Origin of the sequence: Stenotrophomonas sp. 2619 (assembly GCF_040548725.1) — a bacterium.
Lineage (GTDB): Bacteria > Pseudomonadota > Gammaproteobacteria > Xanthomonadales > Xanthomonadaceae > Stenotrophomonas > Stenotrophomonas maltophilia_AP.
The window spans coordinates 123,254-142,470 of the sequence record NZ_JBEPSF010000002.1 but is presented as its reverse complement, the minus strand read 5'-3'; the positions used below and the strand labels follow the sequence as shown (position 1 = coordinate 142,470).

Genomic DNA, 19,217 nt, shown 5'->3' with positions numbered 1-19,217 from the left:
GGGCATGCCGGATCTGGCCGCATGACCAACGGCCACTGTCGAGGCCGGGTGAAGCTGCGATCATGCGGCCTCCCCTTTGCGAGACCTGCCGATGTCGTCGTCTGCCGCCCCCGTCCTGCGCCCCCTGCTGACCGCTGCCGTGCTGGTGGCCCTGGCCGGCTGTACGACCACCGGCGCACCGCGCACCACGGCGGTGGAAGCCTCGGTGACGACCAAGGCGGTCGGCTACCTGCAGGCCGACGCGGTGCCCGCCAGCCTGGCGCTGGTGCCGGCGCCGCCGGCCGCCGGGTCGGCAGGCTTCGCGCTGGACGAACAGGTCAGCCGTGAGGCGCGTGCGCTGCGTGGCAGCCCGCGCTTTGCCCAGGCCCACACCGATGCCGAGCTCGGCTTCCCGGCCGGTGCCAACCAGTTCTCCTGCGCCATCGACATGGACGTGGACGCGGTGAAGACGCCCGCGCTGTACCGCCTGCTGGAGCGCAGCCGGATCGATGCCAGTGCGGCCACCCGCACCGCCAAGAAGCACTACCAGCGCGCGCGCCCGTTCATGGTCAACGGCGAACCCACCTGCACGCCCGACGATGAAGAAGGCCTGCGCGGCAACGGGTCGTACCCGTCCGGCCACACCTCCATCGGCTGGGCGTGGGCCTTGATCCTGTCGGAGATCGCGCCCGACCGTGCCGATGCGATCCAGCTGCGGGGCCGCAACTACGGCGAGAGCCGCCTGGTGTGCAACGTGCACTGGCAGAGCGACATCCTGGAAGGCCGCTTCATGGGTGCGGCGGCGGTGGCACGCCTGCATGACAATGCCGCGTTCACCAAGGACCTGCTGGCTGCACGCAAGGAGATCGTTGCCGCGCGCAAGGCCGGGCTGCATTCCAGCCGCGACTGCGCGGCCGAGGAAGCGGTGTTGAAGGTGCGGCCAGAAAGCGCGTTGTAGTTGGGCAGCCGACCAACGGTCGGCTCCACCGGCACAACAGAAAACGGCGCGGATTTCTCCGCGCCGTTTTTATTTGCCGTGCGTACCCACCAACGGTGGGTACCTACCCTCAGAACTTCGCGGTGAACTCCAGGCCGAACGTGCGCGGCTCATTGAGGAAGCCGGTGAGGTTGTTGAAGTCGATCGCCCCCACCACGCGCACCTGGTCGGTCAGGTTGCGGCCGTACACGGCCACGTCGTACTGGCCGTAATCCCAGTTGTAGCCCAGGCGCAGGCCGCCTTCCAGCGACGAGCGGCTGCGGAATTCCGGCGACTCGTACAGGAAGAAGTTGACCGGGCTGCGGTAGGCCCAGTCGGTGTAGACATACAGCTCGCTGGCGTCGTTGATGGGGAAACCGGCGCGCAGGGTCAGGTTGTGGATCCACTTCGGCGCCTGCGGCAGCGAATTGCCGTTGACCAGTGCGTAGGTGGCGCCGTCGATGACCGTGGTCGGGTCGGTGATGGTGCAGCCGCCACCGCAGATCGCCACCGCCAGATCGCGGTCCTTGATCTCGGTGTCGTTGTAGCTGCTGCCCAGGGTGAGCAGCACGTGGTCGGTGAGGTAGGCCTCGAAGTCGAGTTCCACGCCCTGGCCCAGGGTCTTGTCGGCATTGAGCAGGGTGGCGGTATTGTTGCTGCCGCCCACCGCGATCAGCTGCTGGCCATCCACGTTGTAGCGGAACACGTTGAAGCCCAGGCGCGCACGGCGGTCGAACAGGTCGGCCTTGATGCCGGCCTCATACGAGATCACCTTCTCCGAGTCCGCCTGGGAGACGCCACCGAAGGCCAAGCGGCCCTGGATCGACGGCGCGCGGAAGCCCTTGGCCACGCGTGCATAGGCGTTGAGGTTGTCGGTGATCTGGTAGACGCCGCTCAGGTCCCAGCTGACGTCGTTGACGTCGGTGTTGGCCAGGTACGGGCCGCTGACCGGGGTACCGAACGGCACCGCCTGCAGCACGCTGGCGCTGAAGTCCTTCTTGTCCTGCGTGTAACGCACGCCACCGCGCAGCTTGAAGCGCTCGGTCACGTCGAAATCGCCGGACACGAACGCCGCCCAGGCCTTGTTGCGCTGGCTCTGCACGGCATGGCCGTTCTGCGGATTGCCCGGGGTCAGCGAGTCGTAGTTGAAGCTGTCGATGGTGACGTCTTCATCGAAGTAGAACAGCCCCGCCTGCCAGTCGAAGCGGCCCCATTCGTTGGATTCGATGCGGAATTCCTGGGTCCACTGGCGGTGGTGCGGCAGGCCATCGGCCGACTCGGAGGCGAACGGGATGTTGCCCGGGCCGTAGTTGCCCGCGCCCAGGAAGCTGGCGCCGTAACCACCGTCGATGTCGCCGTGGTTGAGCGATTCGGCGGTTTCATAGCCGGTGATGGAGTGCAGCGTCACCCGGCCCAGGTCCCACTTCAGGCGCGCGCTGGCGCCCCAGGTTTCCAGTTCGGAGAAATTCTGGCCATCGGTGGAGACCTCGTCGCGGTCGAAGTTCTCGACCAGCTGGTTGGTGCCCGGCTTGAGGATGTTGGCGCGGAACAGGCGCGCGGTGCCGTTGAGCTTGCGCTTGTGCACGTTGAACAGCGCTTCGAGATCATCGCCTTCGTACAGGAACTGCACGCGGGCGGCGGCTTCGTCATAGCCTTCAAAGCCCTGCGCCGGTGCATTGGCGCGGGTGTTGGTGACCCAATCATCGCGGCGCTGGTACAGCGCCGACACGCGTGCCGACCAGCGGTCGGTCAGCGGGCCGCCGTAGGCGCCCTGCGTGTTCCAGGTGTTGTAGCTGCCATAGGCCACCTTGACGTACCCATCGGCGTCCTGCGACGGGCGTGCCGAATCGAACTTGACCACGCCAGCCGGGGTGTTGCGGCCGAACAGGGTGCCCTGCGGGCCGCGCAGCACTTCCACGCCGGCCAGGTCGAACAGCGGGAAGCCCTTCAGCAGCGGGCTTTCCTGCACCACGTCGTCATAGACCAGCGACACCGGCTGCGAAGCATTGAGATCGAAGTCGGTATTGCCCAGGCCGCGGATGTAGAAGCGCGGGAAGGCACGCCCGTAGGACGATTCGATGTTCAGGCTGGGCACGCGCGCGGACAGGAAACGGATGTCGTCGCCGGCCGAACCGAGCACGTCGAGCTTCTCGCCCTGGATGGCCGAGATCGACACCGGGACGTCCTTGGCGTTTTCCACACGGCGCTGGGCCGTCACCTGCAGGGTGTCGAGGGCGACCGGATCCTTGGTGGCGGGGGCGTCCTGGGCTGCGGCCGTCAATGGCAGCAGGGCGGCAAGGGCGATGACGAGCGGGTGCACGGACGGAAACCGGCCGTGGGCAGTGCGGTTCGGGAACATGGCGTTTTAGGCTGTGTTGGGAGGGGTGGTGGACCGGCGCTACCAGACAATTGTTGCAGTACAGCAACAGCGTCGCAAATTCCGGTCATTCATTACCAAGATCCGGCCACCCGGATGTGAAGGCAGATCGCGGTTTCCGACGCCGGTCACGACTTCCGGCCCACTCGGGCCCACGCCGGGCCGCTCTAGACTGGCCCCCTCCTCCGTCTGCCAGGCACACCGTCATGACCCAGTGGTATTTCCATACGTCCGGCCAGGCCGACCGCACCGGTCCCCTCGACGATGCCGCCGCCCGCCAGTACGCCCACCTCAACCCGCGCGCACTGGTCTGGTGCGAGGGCATGAGCGGCTGGATGGCGATCAGCGAGGTGCCCGAACTGCTGGCCGGCAGCGTCGCCCCGCAAGGCGCGCCGCCGCCGCTGCCCGGCCCGGGCGGCCGCAGCCAGCGCGCCGACGACATCGACTTCCGCATCGTCGGCCATGAAATGCAGTTCGTGGAGATCGAGCTGGACCCAGGCGAAAGCGCCATCGCCGAGGCCGGCGCGCTGATGTTCAAGGACGCCGCGGTGCAGATGGACACCGTGTTCGGCGACGGCTCGCACAGCGGCCAGGGCGGCGGCTTCATGGACAAGCTGATGAGCGCCGGCAAGCGCGTGCTCACCGGTGAAAGCCTGTTCGCCACGCTGTACACGCATACCGGCCACGGCAAGGCCAAGGTCGCCTTCGCCGCGCCCTACCCCGGCACCGTGCTGCCGATGAAGCTGGACCAGCACGGCGGCCGCCTGATCTGCCAGAAGGACAGCTTCCTGGCCGGCGCGCGCGGCGTGCAGATCGGCGTGCAGTTCCAGCGCAAGATCATGACCGGCCTGTTCGGCGGCGAGGGCTTCATCATGCAGAAGCTGGAAGGCGACGGCTGGGTGTTCGTGCACGCCGGCGGCTGCGTGGTGGAGCGCGAACTGGCCGCCGGCGAGCGGCTGGACGTGGACACCGGCTGCATCGTGGCCTACCACGCCAGCGTGGACATGGACGTGCGCCGCGTAGCCGGCATCAAGAGCATGGTCTTCGGCGGCGAAGGCGTGTTCCTGGCCACCCTGACCGGCCCGGGCAAGGTGTGGCTGCAGTCGCTGCCGTTCTCGCGACTGGCCGGGCGCATGTGGATGGCCGCGCCCCAAGCCGGCGGGCAGAGCCGTGGCGAGGGTTCGGTGCTGGGCGGCATCGGCCGGATCCTGGACGGCGACAACCGGTTCTGAGGGGGCCGACCCGTGGCCGGCAACCCGATATAAACCGGCGCCCTGTCATTGCCGGCCAACAGCCGGCAGTACCGGTATGCTGACGCCCTCGATGCCCATTCACTTTCTGCCACGCCGATGAAATCACTGCACCGTATTCGCCTGACGCTGTCTGTTGCCGCTCTCGGCCTGCTCGCCGGCTGCGGCGGTGACCCCGTGCGCCCGACCCCGCCGCCGGTCGCCACCCCGGTGGTGCAGGCCAAGCCGGTCAAGATCGGCATCGCCCTGGGCGGCGGCGCGGCCAAGGGCTTTGCGCATATCGGCGTGATCAAGATGCTGGAAGCCAACGGCTTCGAGCCGGTGGTGGTGTCCGGCACCAGCGCCGGCAGCGTGGTCGGCGCGTTGTACGCCAGCGGCATGGACGCGTTCCAGATGCAGTCCAAGGCCGTGGCGCTGGATGAAGCCAGCATCCGCGACGTGCGCCTGTTCTCCGGCGGCCTGGTACAGGGCCAGAAGCTGCAGGACTACGTGAACGCGCAGGTGGGCAACCGCCCCGCCGAAAAACTGCAGAAGCCGTTCGCGGCCGTGGCCACCAACCTGGACACCGGCGACCGCGCCGTGTTCGTGCGCGGCAACGTGGGCCAGGCGGTGCGCGCCTCCAGCAGCATCCCCGGCGTGTTCGAGCCGGTGAAGATCGGCAAGAACAGCTTCGTCGACGGCGGCGTGGTCAGCCCGGTGCCGGTGGACGCCGCGCGCCAACTGGGCGCCGACTTCGTCATCGCCGTGGACATCTCCAGCAAGGCCAGCGGCAAGTCGCCGACCGGCATGCTGGGCATCGTCAACCAGTCCATCTCGATCATGGGCCAGCGCCTGGGCGAGCAGGAGCTGGCGCGCGCGGACATCATCATCCGCCCCAAGGTGCTGGAGATCGGCGCGGCCGATTTCAGCCAGCGTGGCTACGCGATCCTGGAAGGCGAGAAAGCGGCAATGGCGGCGATGCCGCAGATCCGCGCGAAGGTGCAGCAGCTGCAGCGGGCGCGTGCGGCCGCGGTAGCGCCGCCGCCGCCGAAGCCCAAGTGCGATGAACCGTCGCGCGTGGGCCGGCTGATGGGGCGCAAGGAAAAGTGCTGATCAAGGTTCTGTAGCGCCGGGCTCTGCCCGGCTGCTCCTGGCTCCGGCAGGGGAAGCGGACTCATAAGCATCGCTTCGGTCAGCCTCGCATACGTCAGTATCTGAAATACGTGTCGCCCAATTGAGGCGGGTCACCAGGTTGGCGACGGGCCGCGACGTCGTTGCGCAGATTGACCCATTTGACGTCGGGCCAGCCGAGTGCGGAGAAGATCGCCTCTGCCGTACGGATGAACTTCTTGAAGCGTCGTCCGATTCGATAGCCAATGAAGATTACTATCGATACGTTCATGAGGTAGAAAGTGGCTAAAGGCTTCAACGTACCTGCGAAACCGTCATCAAGGGCGTAGATTCCCGCACAGAAGGCTGCAATCACGACGGTGGCATACGGGACGCCCACCCAAAGCGAATAGCGAAGCACCCGAGCCCAATGGGCAGAACCACCGGCGCTGACGTGTGGGCAGAGCGCGATTATGCGCTTCCCTTCATCGAGAACTGCCAGCGCGAAGAAGGACCCGTCGCTGCGACGGGTGCCAACCAGCTTGAGGGTATCGCCCTCACTGAAGGGCCAAGCCGCCAGAACCGCGGTTACACCCACGCCGTTCAACTCGAATGTGACCTTCGCTGCGGTCTCGATCATTTCATCCGAGGAGAACGTCGCCATCCCGGCCGCTAGGCCGCTCAGTCCCATTGCGGCTGCCAGAACGCCGGTCGCCGCCATTTTTTCTCGATCGCCTGGGTTATCCAGAACGTTGAGTGTGATGGACGTGGACGAAACGTTGGATATTGCGCCCGAGAGGATCTCGAGCGTAATGCGTGGCTGTTGAGTCGTTGTCATTGCTCTCTTTTAACCAAGGACCGCTACGCGCCCCGCAGCGTGGGGTCGCTGGCACTGCAATCATTAGTACCTGAAGAATCGATCACCTAGCTCAACCGGGTCTCCCGGCAGCCTTTTGTCTCGCGAGGTGCGCCTTAGATTTATCTGCTTGGCATCGGGCCAGCCGAGAGCGGAAAACACTTTATCGGCCATTCTGACGAAAGGCCGGAACCTATTTCCAATCCTCAAACCGATGATGAATAGAATCACGCCGACTGCCGCGCTTCCGGCAGCCATAACCCCCACGAAGGCACCCCAGTCATCTCCAAGCGCCATAAATGCACCCAAGGTGACAAATAGCAGGAAAGCGCAGATGGTGAATCCAGAAGAAGTGAGCGCACTAATCCTAAGGACTGATAGAAGGTGTGCCCTTGATCCGGCCGATACGTGGGGGTAAAGAGCTATCAGGCGCTGGCTCGGGGAGAGAACCGCATACGCGATGAACTCGCCCGCCAGACTTTCGCCCACAACTTCGACGTCATCTCCTTCTCTAAAGGGAAACGACCACAGCAGCGCCCTTACCGACTGACCATTGACGACAAAGTTGGTCTCGACGACAGGCTCGTGCCATTCATCGGTCGACATCAAAGCCATCCCGGCGGCGATGCCGCTCAGGCCCGAAGCACTGGCAAGCACGCTGGTTGCAGCCATACCAATCTCATCGGAACCGCCGAAGAATATGGCCGCAGTCGCACCTTTCGTTTTCGGAGAACTGAGGCGGCCCTTTATAACCCTGATTGAATCAAAATCATCTTTCACAAGCATCCAACTTTCATATCCGTGTCACCCAAACAAGGCTAGGGTCCTGATGAGCCACTGTTCTCGTCGACGATCTTGAGCGCCGATGCTCTGAGCTTCGTGGCCATCTCCGGGCCATAGTCATCTGCGGTAGTCAGCTTCGGCACCGGCGCACCGGGCAGTCCGGCACGGCGAATGATCCTGGGCCACCATGTAGGCCAACACAGAAGCAGCGAGAGCCAATGGCAGATGCTGTGCAGCAGCAGCAGGGGCGACAAGAGCAGCGCGAATGTGAGCAAAAGCCCCTTATCGCCTGTGCGCCATGACGGGCCAAGGAAACTCAATGTGGAGCGGACCGAATCCCACGGCCAGGGGAATGTAGATCTCAGACGCGCGGGACGAGGCACAGCGTTCGGCCCTTCCTCCATGTACAGCCGAATGTACTCCCACAGTGCCTCAGCACTGGCGCGATCTGGGAGGGTCCCACCAATCAGACAATAGTCGTCAAAACCAGAGCCGCTGTAGCCGGCTGGCCATACCATTGCGAGTGTCCCACCGGCCGGAGAAGCAGCATCGCCACCAGATGCTTCGGCAATGGTGGCATCCCAAGGCAGCGTCACGAGCCCACCTGCATAAGTTGGCCTGTTGATGTGGACCTGACGAGTAACCCTATTGAACCTGGCAATTATTCTGCGCTGGACAAATATCTCCAGACGGAGCCACCGCCAACATATTCTAAAAAACAACACATTGGCCGATGCCCACATAAATATTATTATTGATATGAAGATATAGCCATCGGCCCGCATCGGGTTGCCAAGAGCACCAAATCCGGAGACAAGGCTCTTAGCTCCTGGGACGACGGCGCCTATGAGAAAATAGTATTGGAGCACAACCATCACACCAAGGAACAGGAACGTAACCAATCCGCGCTTGTCTTCCTGCCAAGCACCCTGAACGTCAATGAAGTTCTCGCCTACACTAAAAAGCGCGAACCCGTCATCTGGCTGAACTTCAGATCTTTGTCTGATGTTCGGGTAATCCGCGCCCTCCCGTTGGACCGTATGAACCGACGAGGCAACGTCTTCAGACGTCTTCGACTTCCAGTACAGCATCTCAAGAAGATACATTTTGGCCGGTCACTTGGAATCAACGCCAGCAGAATCTACTGCGTTATGCGGATTGGCATGGCTGCCTGGTTTCTCGACAACCGTGATGACTGATGCCCTCAGTTTCCCTGCGGCCTCCACCCCGAAATCCTCTGCAACGGTCAGTCTGGGAACAGGAGCGTCAGGCAATCCTGCACTCCTAATGGTCTTGGGCCACCACGTAGGCCAGCAAAGAAGCAGAGAAAGCCAATGGCAGAGACTGTGAAGTAGCAGCAGCGGCGACAAGATAAGCGCAAAGGTGAGTACGAGTCCCTTATCGCCTGTGCGCCATGACGGGACAAGGAAGCTCAATGTGGAGCGGACCGAATCCCACGGCCATGGGAATAGAGGTCTCAGGCGCGCGGGACGAGGAGCAGCGCTCGGCCCCTGCTCCATGTAGCGCCGAATGTACTCCCACAACGCCTCCGCTTGCTGTCGATTTTCAACTGCACCGCCAACGATACAAAGATCGTCAAAACCCGCGCCGCTATAGTGGGATGGCCATGCAAGAAGCAACGTGCCTCCTTCATTCTTTGAACTTCCCTCGCCCCCCGCCATATCAGCGATCGTGGCCTCCCAAGGAAAGGTGACAACCCCCCCGGCGTAAGTCGGCCTGTTCAGATGCACTTGTTTGGTGATCCTGTTAAAGCGCACAACGATTCTTCTTTGGACAAATATCTCAAGACGAAGCCATCGCCACGCGAATCGAAAGAACACCACGTTCGCAACAACCCACATCAGAATGAAAAGGGGAATGAATATATAGCCCTCTGCCGTCAGCGGCCTCCCCAATGGATCAAGGCCGGATATCAAGTCCTTGATTCCGGGAACTACATTCCCGAACAGTGCCATGTACTGCAGTAGGTACATGATGCCTATAAATGCAAACGTGATGATTCCACGCCTGTCTTCCTGCCAAGCACCTTGCACATCGATGTATCGCTCGCCGTACGAGAAAAGGGCCGCGCCAGGATCCGCAATTGCACCCACGGACGAATCAGTTCTCAGATGATCGTCAGCAGTCACTGATTCCATCCTACGCGGTGTATTTTCGCTGCAGGACAGCTTTGATTTCCAACTCAACATCTCAAGCAGATACATTGTTATTTCAAGCCCATTTGAATTTTGCTCTCATGAGCTCCGTCCAAAAAATAAATTCATCGGCTCCGGGCGACCATCTTTAACTACGCCCAAGCAACGCCTGTCTCAAGGTCGGCCTTGGAGGTAAGGCCGACGACCTGCGTAGAGATGAGGCAGCTTCAGCGAGCAGGTCGTTCGCGGTCGTACCGGTCAAGCCTGGAGCACCTTCCGCCGCCGACAGTTCGCCTAATACCTGAAATAGCTATCGCCGAGTGCGGGAGGGTCATCGGATCTCTTCGCACCCTTACCTGGCGCCCTAAGATCGATATTCTTCACATCCGCCCACTCCAGCGCCGTAAAGACGCCTTCTGCCATTCTCGTGAAAGGATCCAGCCTCCGGCCGAGCCTGTAGCCAACCCAACAGAACATGGAAATGCTAGCCAACGCCGCCCAGGGAAAGACCTTGTAAAGTGCCGAGAGGCTCTCATCAAGGGCAAGAAATCCAAGCAATGCCGCAACACCCCCCAAAAGCGTGGCGGGCACTCCAATAAGCAGCGATAGACGCGCCACTTTCCTCCAATGCGCAGCATGGCCAGCACTAAGATGCGGGTAAAGAACGATAATTCGATCAGCCTCATGGAGCACAGCCAGTGCAATGAAATGACCATCACCCGCGTCTCGTCCAACAGCTGCAAGCTGATCGCCCTCTTTGAACGGCCAGTTCCAGAGCAAAGCTTCCACACTGAATTCGTTGAGTTCGAAAGACGCCAGAGTTGCAGGTTCATCCATGTCCTCAACTTCATTCATCGCCATGGCCGCTGCCGGACCGCTGAGACCCATCGCGGCGAGTAGCGCACCCGTGGCAGCAATTCCCTCACGGTCACGTTGACGCAGCAGCGTACTCACTACGATATTCTTTGTTTGGATGTTACCCAGCGTTCCGCGAATGACACGGAGGTTACCCGTTGGATTCTCCACGATAGACTCAATTTTCATGATTCACTTTAGCGGTAACCCGTCCCATTGCAGCAATAAATGACTCTTCTTGCTTATCCACGTTATTGAATTTTCCACCGCCCGAGCCAAATCCAAACAAACCTGGGATCTGGCCTTTACCAAACGCATTTTTTTTGCACCATATCTCCAGCTCATTTGGACTCAGCGCCCAGATTAGCCCTTGGATGGCCGCAATCACTAATGCAACTTCCCAGCCGCCAAGTCTAAGGACCCACACCCCGACGCGCTTCATCGCATGAGATGCAAGTAGTGCCTCGCCCTCCCTTGCCGCAGCTGCGGAGAGGCCTGCCCTTAGGCCGTACAGGGAGATAGTTAACGCGTTATTCCCCGTCAAACGTTGAACTAGCGGGGCGGAGTAAGCCAGTGCGGTCAGGAATTGCGCTCCTCCGACAGAAGCTCCGGCCATTGCCTTTGTAAACAACGCAACTGATTGACTGTACCTTTCGTCTCTAGCACTTGTAACAAAGTCACCCAAGTCATAGTAAGCACCTATGAAGCTGCCCCCACCGCCCAGGAAGCCACCAACCACCTTCATTCGGCCAACGGTGCGGCTAGCATTCCCGAACAGCTCCTTGCTCACCACCTCGTGCACACTGGTGTAAACCGCAACAAGCGCCATTCCTGAGGCAAGAAGACTGGCATAGTCCTTCGCCTGTTTGTCAGCCTTGTTAGCGAGGTTTGCGAAGTTGACTATTTCAAGGATGCCCGTCAAGGAGGTGAGTCGGACCGCGTTCCTGCTGCTTTCCGACGCTCTCTTCCAGCAATCGCGCATCAAGGCAGTACCCTGATGCCGCTCGACATCCCGCAACGCGTACATCATGGGAGAGCCTGCGGTGCTGCGTTTCAATCGGTGGTGCGTTACTCGGTCAAGGAAGTAGCGCTTGGCCTCCACACCGGAACTGGCCTCCTTCGTGATCAGATCCGATGCTTCTTCCGCGCTCATCAGTGCGCGCGTGTAGAACACGAACCGGACAAGCGCGTTGCCTGCCTTGTCCTGGATCCCATTGAGAGGGAAGCTGTTCAACATAACGGCACCGGCAGTGGTGACGAAGCGGTCTACGCCGCTGTCGCGGAGCACCCTGTTGGCGGCTGTGGACGGTACGACCTGCTTCTGAACTGCCTCGAATTTCTTGTAGTAGCCAAGGAACGACTTCAGATAAGCGCTACCTTTGGCAAAGGCAGCCCAGCCGACTCCGGCCGTGGTCAGCAGCGTCTCCTTGACGGTGCTGGCATGAGACAGGACCTGTTCGAGTTCGGTGCGGGCGTCATCTTGATTCTGCGCCACGACGCGCCAGAGCAGGCAGTTTCGTTCCGTGGGCTTCAGGTTCGACGCCAATTCGGAAAGGAAGGCTCTGCCCTCCACGCTGATGGCGATCCCTTCAATGGCATCCGTTACAACTTCTTCAAACTGGACACCGCAAGTGGGCGACGCGCCATCATAGTCTTCAAGCGTGGCCAGGAAGAGTTCGCTGCCGAGCCACGCATGAAGTGACCTGGTCCGGGGCCGCAGGTGTTCAAATGCCTTCTCTACGAAGGCCTCCATGTTTTTCTTGAAGCTCTTGAAGAGAGGTTCATCGATAAGTGGCCAGTACTTCTCTTCCCACTGCTCTTTCGCCTGCTTCTGGTACGCGGGAAGCAGAACCGTCGCCACATGCTCGGCGAGCTTCGTCTTTTGCTCTTCTGTCGCACGAGAGCCGTTGATCATGCCCAACCGCGCGTACTCGCGATTGGTCGCTTCATCGGTTCCATCCATGATGGCGCGACTGGTTTTCTCGTAGTTGTCTGCGAGCACCACAGCGTTCAGCTGCAACAGCGTGGATATCTGCTCGATATGATCCACTGCATTGATTTCGAACGCCCGCTCTTCCTTGTACCGTTCGATGCCACCGATAACGTCGTGGCAGTATCCATTGAGTTCGTGCGCGATACCGATTGCGTCCCACAGTCCGAGCAACATCGGGGTATAGACCTTTCGATCATTGCCCTTGCGCCCGTTGCTGCTCATGGCACACATGAGCTGGTAGCGCTCCTCCCAAGGATCCTTCTTTCCTGTGCCGGATCGTGCTCCTCGAAGGCTCCACGGGTAGCGAGTGGCATGCACTGACAGCACGCCTTCTTTGAACGTTCCATCCGCCGAGCTCAACGGCTGTGGCTTGCCAAAGTGTGGCAGTTCGCCGGGGTCACCCCCCGAGCTCCCCCGATCCTGATATTCCATGACGGACTGAAACACCGAGGCATCACCAATCGGAGCATGATCGCCAGCCTCCTCTGCCGTCTGGATCCATTTGGCCGGCTGGATGGGCTGCATGCGCTCTGCGCGTAGCGCCCCGTCCCGGGCATATCGCTCCAGGGTGGCCGGGGTCCAGGTGTGCTGCGAATATGCCAGCCAGACAGTGCCGCACGTCTCCGGCCGCTGGATGGTTATGAACTCCTTACGAAGGTGATTGTGACCGCTGCGAGTGCAGGTCGGCAGTCCGCCACCATCGATCGCACGCGCTGCAGCCGCAGATGCCTGAGGCCACAACGTACCGTTTTCTGCCACAGCATAGGCTTCCCAGTAATTGCCCCCGTATGGCCCGCTCTGTTCGTAGTAGACATAGAGCATGCCTTTCCGTGCAGTGCGCAGCGCGTACTTGTAGCCTCCCTCGACAAGATCATTGCTACCGAGGCGCGCTGTAGAGAGTGGCGTCACATTGGCGGCGGAACAGGTGACAGGCACTACAGTGTAACGAACAGGAAGAATGGCTAGACCGGTGCTGCGGCAAGCTTCGCATGCATCCGTTTTCCGCGATGTACTGTCCGGGAAAACTGCGTTGATGGCGGGTAGATCATTGATCACCTCACCTTTATAGACGTCGCCCGGCACAGACTTGTACTGATCGTCGGCCGCGACGCCGCGCGGTGGCGTCGCCTTGGGGTCACTTGTCATACGACTTGGCCGACATTGTTTTGGTCTCCGGACATGCATCTGATTTCTTCGCGCACTCTTTGCCATGTCGCCGCGTCGATTCGACTTGCGACGTCCCTGTAGCTTCCGCCAACCTTCACTGCCGCCAGCATTTTCTTGCCGACGTGATGCAGCGGAAATTTGCGTCCGAGTTCCAGCGCGTGATGTGCGAAGAGATCCAGGTCTGGGCCCTGCATTCCAGCATCACTTGCGGTTTGCACTGAATGCTGATGCTCCATGAAGTGCTTTCTTCCTATTCTTCTGTCCTGACCGATTGCACGGATCCAGGCTTGGTTGATCGAACCAATGCCTGCAACTCGCTGCCATTCGATTTGCGCGTTTGAGTGCGCGTGCGCATCGGGTGGGCGTAGTACCGACAGTTCACTCCATCTATCGATGTATGCCCATTGGTCTACTTCACTGAAAAGCTTTGCCCGGTACTCGTCTGACAGCGCCTCCCAGAGGAGATCCACCACCATGGGGTCGTAGTAGCGCAGCCAGCGTCTGTTGGAGTGGGAGGCAGGGCATGGCACGATAGCTTGTCTCTCAAGGTGATGACGCAGTTCCTCAGCCGTTTTCGACGTCCAGATCCAAGCGCAGTTTCGCTGAGTGCATCCCCTGACCAGGGCGTTGTACTGTCTATCGTTCACTGCCATCTCCACCGCGATCGCGGACAGCGTCGCGGGCAGTCCCTCACTAAGGGCAATCGGCAGTAAGTAGGGCCGCAGCGTCTCCGGGAGTAGGGGGATTCGAAGTGGGATGAGTTCGATTCCAGCGCTGGTAGTCAGAGCTCGAAAGCGCTGATCTTCGTCCGACTCCATCTCCGCCGGTTGCATCAGCAAGTAGCAGAACCCAGGTGCACAATGAGCAAGGGTGTGGAGTTCCTCACAGAGACGCTCAGCCAACATCGACGCCCCCCTCATAGCGACGCTGAGCGAGCATAAGCTGGGATTCACAGCCCTTGAGTAGCCCTTGCTGCGGCGTGGTTTCGGTTATGACGTTCATTGCCGTGGTCCACTCCCGCTGCGTGCCCTTGAATTCCACCTTTCCCGGCGCGCCCAGCTCGATGTTGTCGCCTTCGATCCGGATGTAAGCCCCGGCCGCCGTCGCAAGCAGGTGCTTGCTCGGCGCCGAGAGCTGCACATCGGCCTGGGTACTGGTGATCTTCACGTTGGTCTTGGCTGCCAGGATCGCCTGGTTCTTGTGCGCGCGAGCACTGACCTTGCCCTGCGCGGCGTGCAGCGCAATGCCCCGTTCCTGGTTCGGACTTTCGGGTTTCGGCTCGGCGCCGGCGGTGTACAGCACCAGCCCGCCGGCTACCGCCGTCGTGATCGAGCCCTGGCTCAGCCAGTTCAGCGCCACGCCCGAGGCCAGCGTGGTGTGCGTACCACTCACCCAGACCTGATCAGCCGGGGTCAGGCTCATCACACCGGCGACGCCGCTGCCCATCAGCACCGGCTTGTCCCAACCCGGGGCATCGCCGTCGCCGCCGCTGATGCTGCCCGCCGCGCTGCCGCTCTGGGTGGCGTGCAGGCTTTCCTGCATTTTTTCCAGCGCGTCGTGGGCCTGCAGCGTGGTCGGTTCTTCGGGCAGTTGCGCCTGCTGGTTCACGGCCGATTCGTTGAGCGATTGCAGAAGCTCGGCACTTTCCTGCAGTTGGGTCAGTGCCTGGTTGGCGGCCAGCTGGGGTTCGCCCGGCTCGGTGCTGAGCAGCAACCCTTGCCCTGCGCGAAGCGACCCGAAGGCCTGCGTGGACAGCTCCGCACCGAAGCCGCGCTCGGTTTCGCGCACGTTGTCTTCGCCGCCCTTCAGGTGACCCAGGGTGAGCGTAGTGGCGTGTTGGGTGGTGGACAGCTGCGCGCGGCCCTGGCCCGGCGTGTCATCCAGCCTCATCTGCTGGTAACCGCCCTGCCCGCCCTGGCTGTCGGCCAGCGCTTGGCTTTTGAAGCCGGTGTAGACCGCGGCATGTTCATTGCCGTCGAACCAGGCGGGCGCATTGCCGGTGGCATTGGCGCCGCCGCTGGCGACCTGGTTGTGGGCGGCATCGGTCTGGCCGCGACCGTTGTAGACCGCGCCGACCACGACCGGGCGGTCGATGTCGCCTTCAAGGAACGCTACCAACACTTCCTGACCACGACGGGGTAGCACCACGCCGCCCCAGTTGTCGCCGGCCCACGGGGTCATCACCCGCACCCAGGTCCAGGCTCCACCATTGGCCGGGGCGTTGTCGTCACCGCCGGGATGGGCCAAGCCGGTGCTGGAGCTGCCGCCGCGCTGCCACGGGAACTGCACTTTGATCCGGTGGTCGCGATCAGACTGCAGCGGCTCGCCGTCGCTGACCACGATGGCGCTGAGCGTGCCGGTGATCGAGGGGCGCGGATGCAGGCGGGTGCCGTGGCCGTCTTCGGTCTGCGGGCGGTACACCACGTCGGCCGGAATGGCGACGAAGCGGTTGTCGTAGAAGGTGGTGGTGAGGTCGGCCGATGCATTCGCAACGGACAAGCCACTCAACGCGCCAGGCAGGCTGAGCGGCGCCTGCGCGGCCGGCCCCAGCTGCTGCTCCAGTGCGTCGAACACATCAGCCTCGAAATTGTTGCGCGCCTGATGCTGCACCGACAGGCACAGGAACGCGGTGCCCGCGTCCACACCCGGATGCTGGCCCAGTTGGAACTGTGCACCTGGCATCAACTGTCGCCACTTGCCCTGCCCTTCAATCGTATGCGCGCGAACACGCAACGCATCCAGGTGCTGCTGCGCGCGGCGCTGGCCACGGGCGTTGTCCTGCCAGCCATACGGGCCGCAGGTGTCGGCGTCCTCGCCGATGCCCTCATAGGGCGTCAGGGCTTCGGCACTGGCGTGCCGCAGTTCAAGACTGCGATGGTCCCACGTAGTGCGGGTCACCTTCGCAGTACACCAACGTTTCGACACCGACCACTGCTGCACGCTGTCAGAACGTTCGGCCGCATCCCCGCGATGGAAGCGAATCGACCCCAGCTGCGCGGCCGCATGCTGATGGTCGGCCAGCACCAATGTATGCGCACCCAACGACGCACTGGTCGGCTCGCCGGCGTGTTCGAACCAGTAATAGATGCCCTCTTCGGCCAGCAGGCGCTGCACGAAGGCCAGGTCGGTTTCCTGGTACTGCGTGGTCAGGCTGCGCCTGGCGTAGAGGCTGCGGTTGGTCAGGTCCCAGCGCCATGCCGGGAGAAGACTGCTGTAGTCCGCAAATACGTTCTCGACGATGTCGACCACGCTTGCGTCATGGAATACGTAGCTGTCCACGCGCTGGCCCAGGAACGCCAGCCAGGGCTGCAGGCGCAGGCGATAGCGCGCCAGGCCGCCGTTGCTACCGATGCGTTCGACAGCCGTGATGCGTCCATGGAAGGGGCGCAGGATGCTAGTGGCCAGCTCCAGCTGCAACAGCGCCGGTTGGCCGATCAGCTCATCCAGTGGGAGCCCGGCCTCCAGCGACAGTGCGGTGATGGACCATTGAAACCCCGCGCCATCGATCTGCTCGAGGCCATCGAATCTTTCGGCCACCAATACGCCAGCGCCCAGCGCCGTGTGCAGGCGCAGGAACCGGCGGGCGTCACCTGCCCGCAGAGCCGCCACCAAGGCGGCCGTCTTTGAACTGTCCATGTTCACATCCCTGTTGATTCGCCGATAGCCTTCGCATTCAACGGCTCAGTGGCCGGTCTAATGCTGGGGTCTGTCTTGCGCGTGGCACCGCCGGCGAAATGGTCCGCCGTGGCTCCGCCACGTTCATCCAAGTACAGATTCAACCACGAATCCGCTGGCGTATGTTGTGAACCGTTTCCCACTGCTCCGTGGCGTGGCGCTCCGGCACCCTTTTCCATCCGTCATCTCCCCAACGCACGCGGGCATGGTGCGTTGCGCGGCGTTGGGGGTTACAGAGGCAATTGCGTCAGCGGGAAAAGGTACGAGGTCGCGAATACAGCGCACGCAACGGCAGGACGCCTGTTTATCGGAGCAGGATTAAACGCATTTCAATGTTGAGCATTGCGACGCAGTGCACAGTCGACCAACGGCCGACTCTACCGCGTTGGGGTGGTCGCGCAGCCGACCAACGGTCGGCTCTACCGTGTTGGAATGGTCGTGTGGGCGAGCAACGGTGGGTTCCACCACGTGATCGCTGATGCGATCCGCATTATTCCAGTTGCGACAACGGCAGCGCGCGGAAATCCTTCACCGTGCGCAGCACGAAGCTGGAATTGACGTCGGCCACGCCGGCGGCGTTGAGCAGTTTGTCCAGCAGGAAACTGGAGAAGTGCTCCAGGTCGCGCACGTAGATGTGCAGCAGGTAGTCCATGTCGCCGGTGAGGGCGTGGCAGGCGACCACTTCGTCCCACTCCACCACGCTGTCGGCGAACACGCCGATGGCGTGCTGGTCGTGCTTTTCCAGTTGCACGCGGACGAAGGCCTGCAGGCCCAGGCCGATGCGCCGGGGTTCCAGCCGCGCGCCGTAGCCGGCGATCACGCCTTCGTTCTCCAGGCGCTGCACGCGGCGCAGGCAGGCCGACGGGGACAGGTTCACCCGGGCGGCCAGTTCGGCGTTGGTGGCACGGCCGTGCTGCTGGATTTCAGCCAACAGGCGCAGATCCGTGCGGTCGAACTGGGGTTCTCCGGCCATTGCTGCTCCGCAACATGAGGTGGACGCAACGATATTGCGCCAGTTGGGCATATCCGCGCAACTTTGCAAACCTCTTGCGCGGCCCCTGCCCTAGCATCGTCATATGACTTCCCAGGAGACCACCACGATGGAAACCGCCACCGCCCCGCGCCGCGTCGAACGCCAGCAGACCGACAAGGGTTACGTGCCGGTGTATACCACCGCGATCGTGGAACAGCCCTGGGACACCTACACCGCCGACGACCACGCCACCTGGAGCACGCTGTACCAGCGCCAGCGTGCGCTGCTGGAAGGGCGTGCCAGCAAGGAGTTCCTGCACGCGCAGGACGAGATGGGCATGAGCGCGCACATGATTCCGCGCTTCGACCAGCTCAACGAGGTGCTGGGCGCCGCGACCGGCTGGACGCTGGTGGGCGTGGAAGGGCTGCTGCCGGAGCTGGATTTCTTCGACCACCTGGCCAATCGCCGCTTCCCGGTGACCTGGTGGATCCGCCGGCCCGACCAGATCGACTACATCGCCGAACCGGACATGTTCCATGACCTGTTCGGGCACGTGCCGCTGCTGATGAACCCGGTGTTTGCCGACTACATGGCCGCCTACGGCCGCGGTGGCGTCAAGGCGCATGCGATCGGCCCCGAAGCGCTGCAGCACCTCACCCGCCTGTACTGGTACACGGTGGAGTTCGGCCTGATCAACACCGACGAAGGCCTGCGCATCTACGGCGCCGGCATCGTGTCGTCCAAGGGCGAATCGCTGTACTCGTTGGAGTCGGCCGCGCCCAACCGCATCGGCTTCGACCTGGAGCGGATCATGCGGACCCGCTACCGCATCGACACCTTCCAGAAGACGTACTTTGTCATCGACAGTTTCGAGCAGTTGATGGAGGCGACAGCGCCGGACTTCACCCCGATCTACGCAGCGCTGGAAGCCAAGGAGCATCTGCCGGCCGGTGACGTGCAGGACGGCGACACGGTGTTCCAGAAAGGCACTGGCGAAGGCTGGGAAGACGGCGGCGACGTCTGATCGGTAGCGCCGACCGTTGGTCGGCTGCCGTTCGCGCAGCGTCGCGGCGGGCGCCGTGGAGATG

At 62.1% G+C, this 19,217-nt stretch carries 14 protein-coding genes; 4 read left to right on the top strand and 10 right to left on the bottom strand.

Annotated features, from left to right (window positions below):
- The first annotated feature begins 91 nt into the window (after positions 1-91).
- Complete coding sequence (locus ABIA71_RS03290) at positions 92-937, top strand: acid phosphatase (RefSeq protein ID WP_354283105.1); 846 nt, start codon at positions 92-94, stop codon at positions 935-937.
- A 109-nt stretch (positions 938-1,046) separates the two neighbouring features.
- On the opposite strand, the gene ABIA71_RS03285 is transcribed toward ABIA71_RS03290, so the two are convergent.
- Complete coding sequence (locus tag ABIA71_RS03285; protein WP_354283103.1) at positions 1,047-3,314, bottom strand: TonB-dependent receptor; 2,268 nt, start codon at positions 3,312-3,314, stop codon at positions 1,047-1,049.
- Between the two features lie 224 nt (positions 3,315-3,538).
- Between ABIA71_RS03285 and ABIA71_RS03280 the strand changes: the two genes are divergently transcribed.
- Together ABIA71_RS03280 and ABIA71_RS03275 are read left to right on the top strand one after the other, a co-directional pair.
- On the top strand, positions 3,539-4,564 hold the full coding sequence (locus tag ABIA71_RS03280) for a TIGR00266 family protein (RefSeq protein WP_354283101.1): 1,026 nt from the start codon (positions 3,539-3,541) through the stop codon (positions 4,562-4,564).
- Positions 4,565-4,681: 117 nt separating this feature from the next.
- On the top strand, positions 4,682-5,674 hold the full coding sequence (locus tag ABIA71_RS03275; protein ID WP_038691445.1) for a patatin-like phospholipase family protein: 993 nt from the start codon (positions 4,682-4,684) through the stop codon (positions 5,672-5,674).
- Positions 5,675-5,768: 94 nt separating this feature from the next.
- Here the strand turns inward: ABIA71_RS03275 and ABIA71_RS03270 are convergent, their stop codons facing one another.
- The 9 genes from ABIA71_RS03270 to ABIA71_RS03230 form a co-directional block, all read right to left on the bottom strand.
- The gene (locus ABIA71_RS03270; protein WP_354283099.1) at positions 5,769-6,509 is read right to left on the bottom strand and encodes a putative type VI secretion system effector; all 741 of its coding nucleotides are present in this window, start codon (positions 6,507-6,509) and stop codon (positions 5,769-5,771) included.
- 63 nt (positions 6,510-6,572) lie between these two features.
- The gene (locus tag ABIA71_RS03265; RefSeq protein WP_354283097.1) at positions 6,573-7,313 is read right to left on the bottom strand and encodes a putative type VI secretion system effector; all 741 of its coding nucleotides are present in this window, start codon (positions 7,311-7,313) and stop codon (positions 6,573-6,575) included.
- 32 nt (positions 7,314-7,345) lie between these two features.
- Complete coding sequence (locus ABIA71_RS03260; protein WP_354283096.1) at positions 7,346-8,416, bottom strand: DUF6708 domain-containing protein; 1,071 nt, start codon at positions 8,414-8,416, stop codon at positions 7,346-7,348.
- A gap of 9 nt (positions 8,417-8,425) precedes the next feature.
- Positions 8,426-9,535 (bottom strand): DUF6708 domain-containing protein, encoded by a 1,110-nt coding sequence (locus ABIA71_RS03255; RefSeq protein ID WP_354283094.1) that lies wholly within the window; start codon positions 9,533-9,535, stop codon positions 8,426-8,428.
- 225 nt (positions 9,536-9,760) lie between these two features.
- Entirely contained in the window at positions 9,761-10,510 is a 750-nt protein-coding gene (locus ABIA71_RS03250; protein WP_354283092.1) for a putative type VI secretion system effector, read from the bottom strand.
- Positions 10,500-13,460, bottom strand: a complete 2,961-nt coding sequence (locus tag ABIA71_RS03245) for a T6SS effector BTH_I2691 family protein (protein WP_354283090.1) — start codon at positions 13,458-13,460, stop codon at positions 10,500-10,502. Before ABIA71_RS03245 ends, ABIA71_RS03250 begins: the two co-directional genes overlap by 11 nt.
- Entirely contained in the window at positions 13,457-14,386 is a 930-nt protein-coding gene (locus tag ABIA71_RS03240) for a DUF4123 domain-containing protein (RefSeq protein ID WP_354283088.1), read from the bottom strand. Before ABIA71_RS03240 ends, ABIA71_RS03245 begins: the two co-directional genes overlap by 4 nt.
- On the bottom strand, positions 14,376-17,117 hold the full coding sequence (locus tag ABIA71_RS03235; RefSeq protein WP_354283086.1) for a type VI secretion system Vgr family protein: 2,742 nt from the start codon (positions 17,115-17,117) through the stop codon (positions 14,376-14,378). The genes ABIA71_RS03240 and ABIA71_RS03235 overlap by 11 nt, the downstream gene beginning before the upstream one ends.
- A gap of 529 nt (positions 17,118-17,646) precedes the next feature.
- Positions 17,647-18,129 carry an Lrp/AsnC family transcriptional regulator gene (locus ABIA71_RS03230; RefSeq protein WP_038691453.1) on the bottom strand — a complete coding sequence of 161 codons (483 nt, stop codon included), beginning with the start codon at positions 18,127-18,129 and terminating at the stop codon, positions 17,647-17,649.
- Positions 18,130-18,256: 127 nt separating this feature from the next.
- On the opposite strand from ABIA71_RS03230, the gene phhA reads away from it, so the two are divergent.
- Positions 18,257-19,153, top strand: coding sequence for a phenylalanine 4-monooxygenase (gene phhA / locus ABIA71_RS03225; RefSeq protein WP_354283427.1), 897 nt, complete (start codon positions 18,257-18,259; stop codon positions 19,151-19,153).
- The last annotated feature ends 64 nt before the right edge of the window (positions 19,154-19,217 follow it).

Excerpts from the sequence above, each read along its gene's own strand:
- ABIA71_RS03240 (WP_354283088.1), bottom strand. The coding sequence starts at position 14,386 with ATGTTGGCTGAGCGTCTCTGTGAGGAACTCCACACCCTTGCTCATTGT.
- ABIA71_RS03230 (WP_038691453.1), bottom strand. The coding sequence starts at position 18,129 with ATGGCCGGAGAACCCCAGTTCGACCGCACGGATCTGCGCCTGTTGGCT.
- phhA (WP_354283427.1), top strand. The coding sequence starts at position 18,257 with ATGGAAACCGCCACCGCCCCGCGCCGCGTCGAACGCCAGCAGACCGAC.
- ABIA71_RS03250 (WP_354283092.1), bottom strand. The coding sequence starts at position 10,510 with ATGAAAATTGAGTCTATCGTGGAGAATCCAACGGGTAACCTCCGTGTC.
- ABIA71_RS03260 (WP_354283096.1), bottom strand. The coding sequence starts at position 8,416 with ATGTATCTTCTTGAGATGCTGTACTGGAAGTCGAAGACGTCTGAAGAC.
- ABIA71_RS03265 (WP_354283097.1), bottom strand. The coding sequence starts at position 7,313 with ATGCTTGTGAAAGATGATTTTGATTCAATCAGGGTTATAAAGGGCCGC.
- ABIA71_RS03255 (WP_354283094.1), bottom strand. The coding sequence starts at position 9,535 with ATGTATCTGCTTGAGATGTTGAGTTGGAAATCAAAGCTGTCCTGCAGC.
- ABIA71_RS03275 (WP_038691445.1), top strand. The coding sequence starts at position 4,682 with ATGAAATCACTGCACCGTATTCGCCTGACGCTGTCTGTTGCCGCTCTC.
- ABIA71_RS03285 (WP_354283103.1), bottom strand. The coding sequence starts at position 3,314 with ATGTTCCCGAACCGCACTGCCCACGGCCGGTTTCCGTCCGTGCACCCG.
- ABIA71_RS03245 (WP_354283090.1), bottom strand. The coding sequence starts at position 13,460 with ATGACAAGTGACCCCAAGGCGACGCCACCGCGCGGCGTCGCGGCCGAC.
- ABIA71_RS03270 (WP_354283099.1), bottom strand. The coding sequence starts at position 6,509 with ATGACAACGACTCAACAGCCACGCATTACGCTCGAGATCCTCTCGGGC.
- ABIA71_RS03290 (WP_354283105.1), top strand. The coding sequence starts at position 92 with ATGTCGTCGTCTGCCGCCCCCGTCCTGCGCCCCCTGCTGACCGCTGCC.
- ABIA71_RS03235 (WP_354283086.1), bottom strand. The coding sequence starts at position 17,117 with ATGGACAGTTCAAAGACGGCCGCCTTGGTGGCGGCTCTGCGGGCAGGT.
- ABIA71_RS03280 (WP_354283101.1), top strand. The coding sequence starts at position 3,539 with ATGACCCAGTGGTATTTCCATACGTCCGGCCAGGCCGACCGCACCGGT.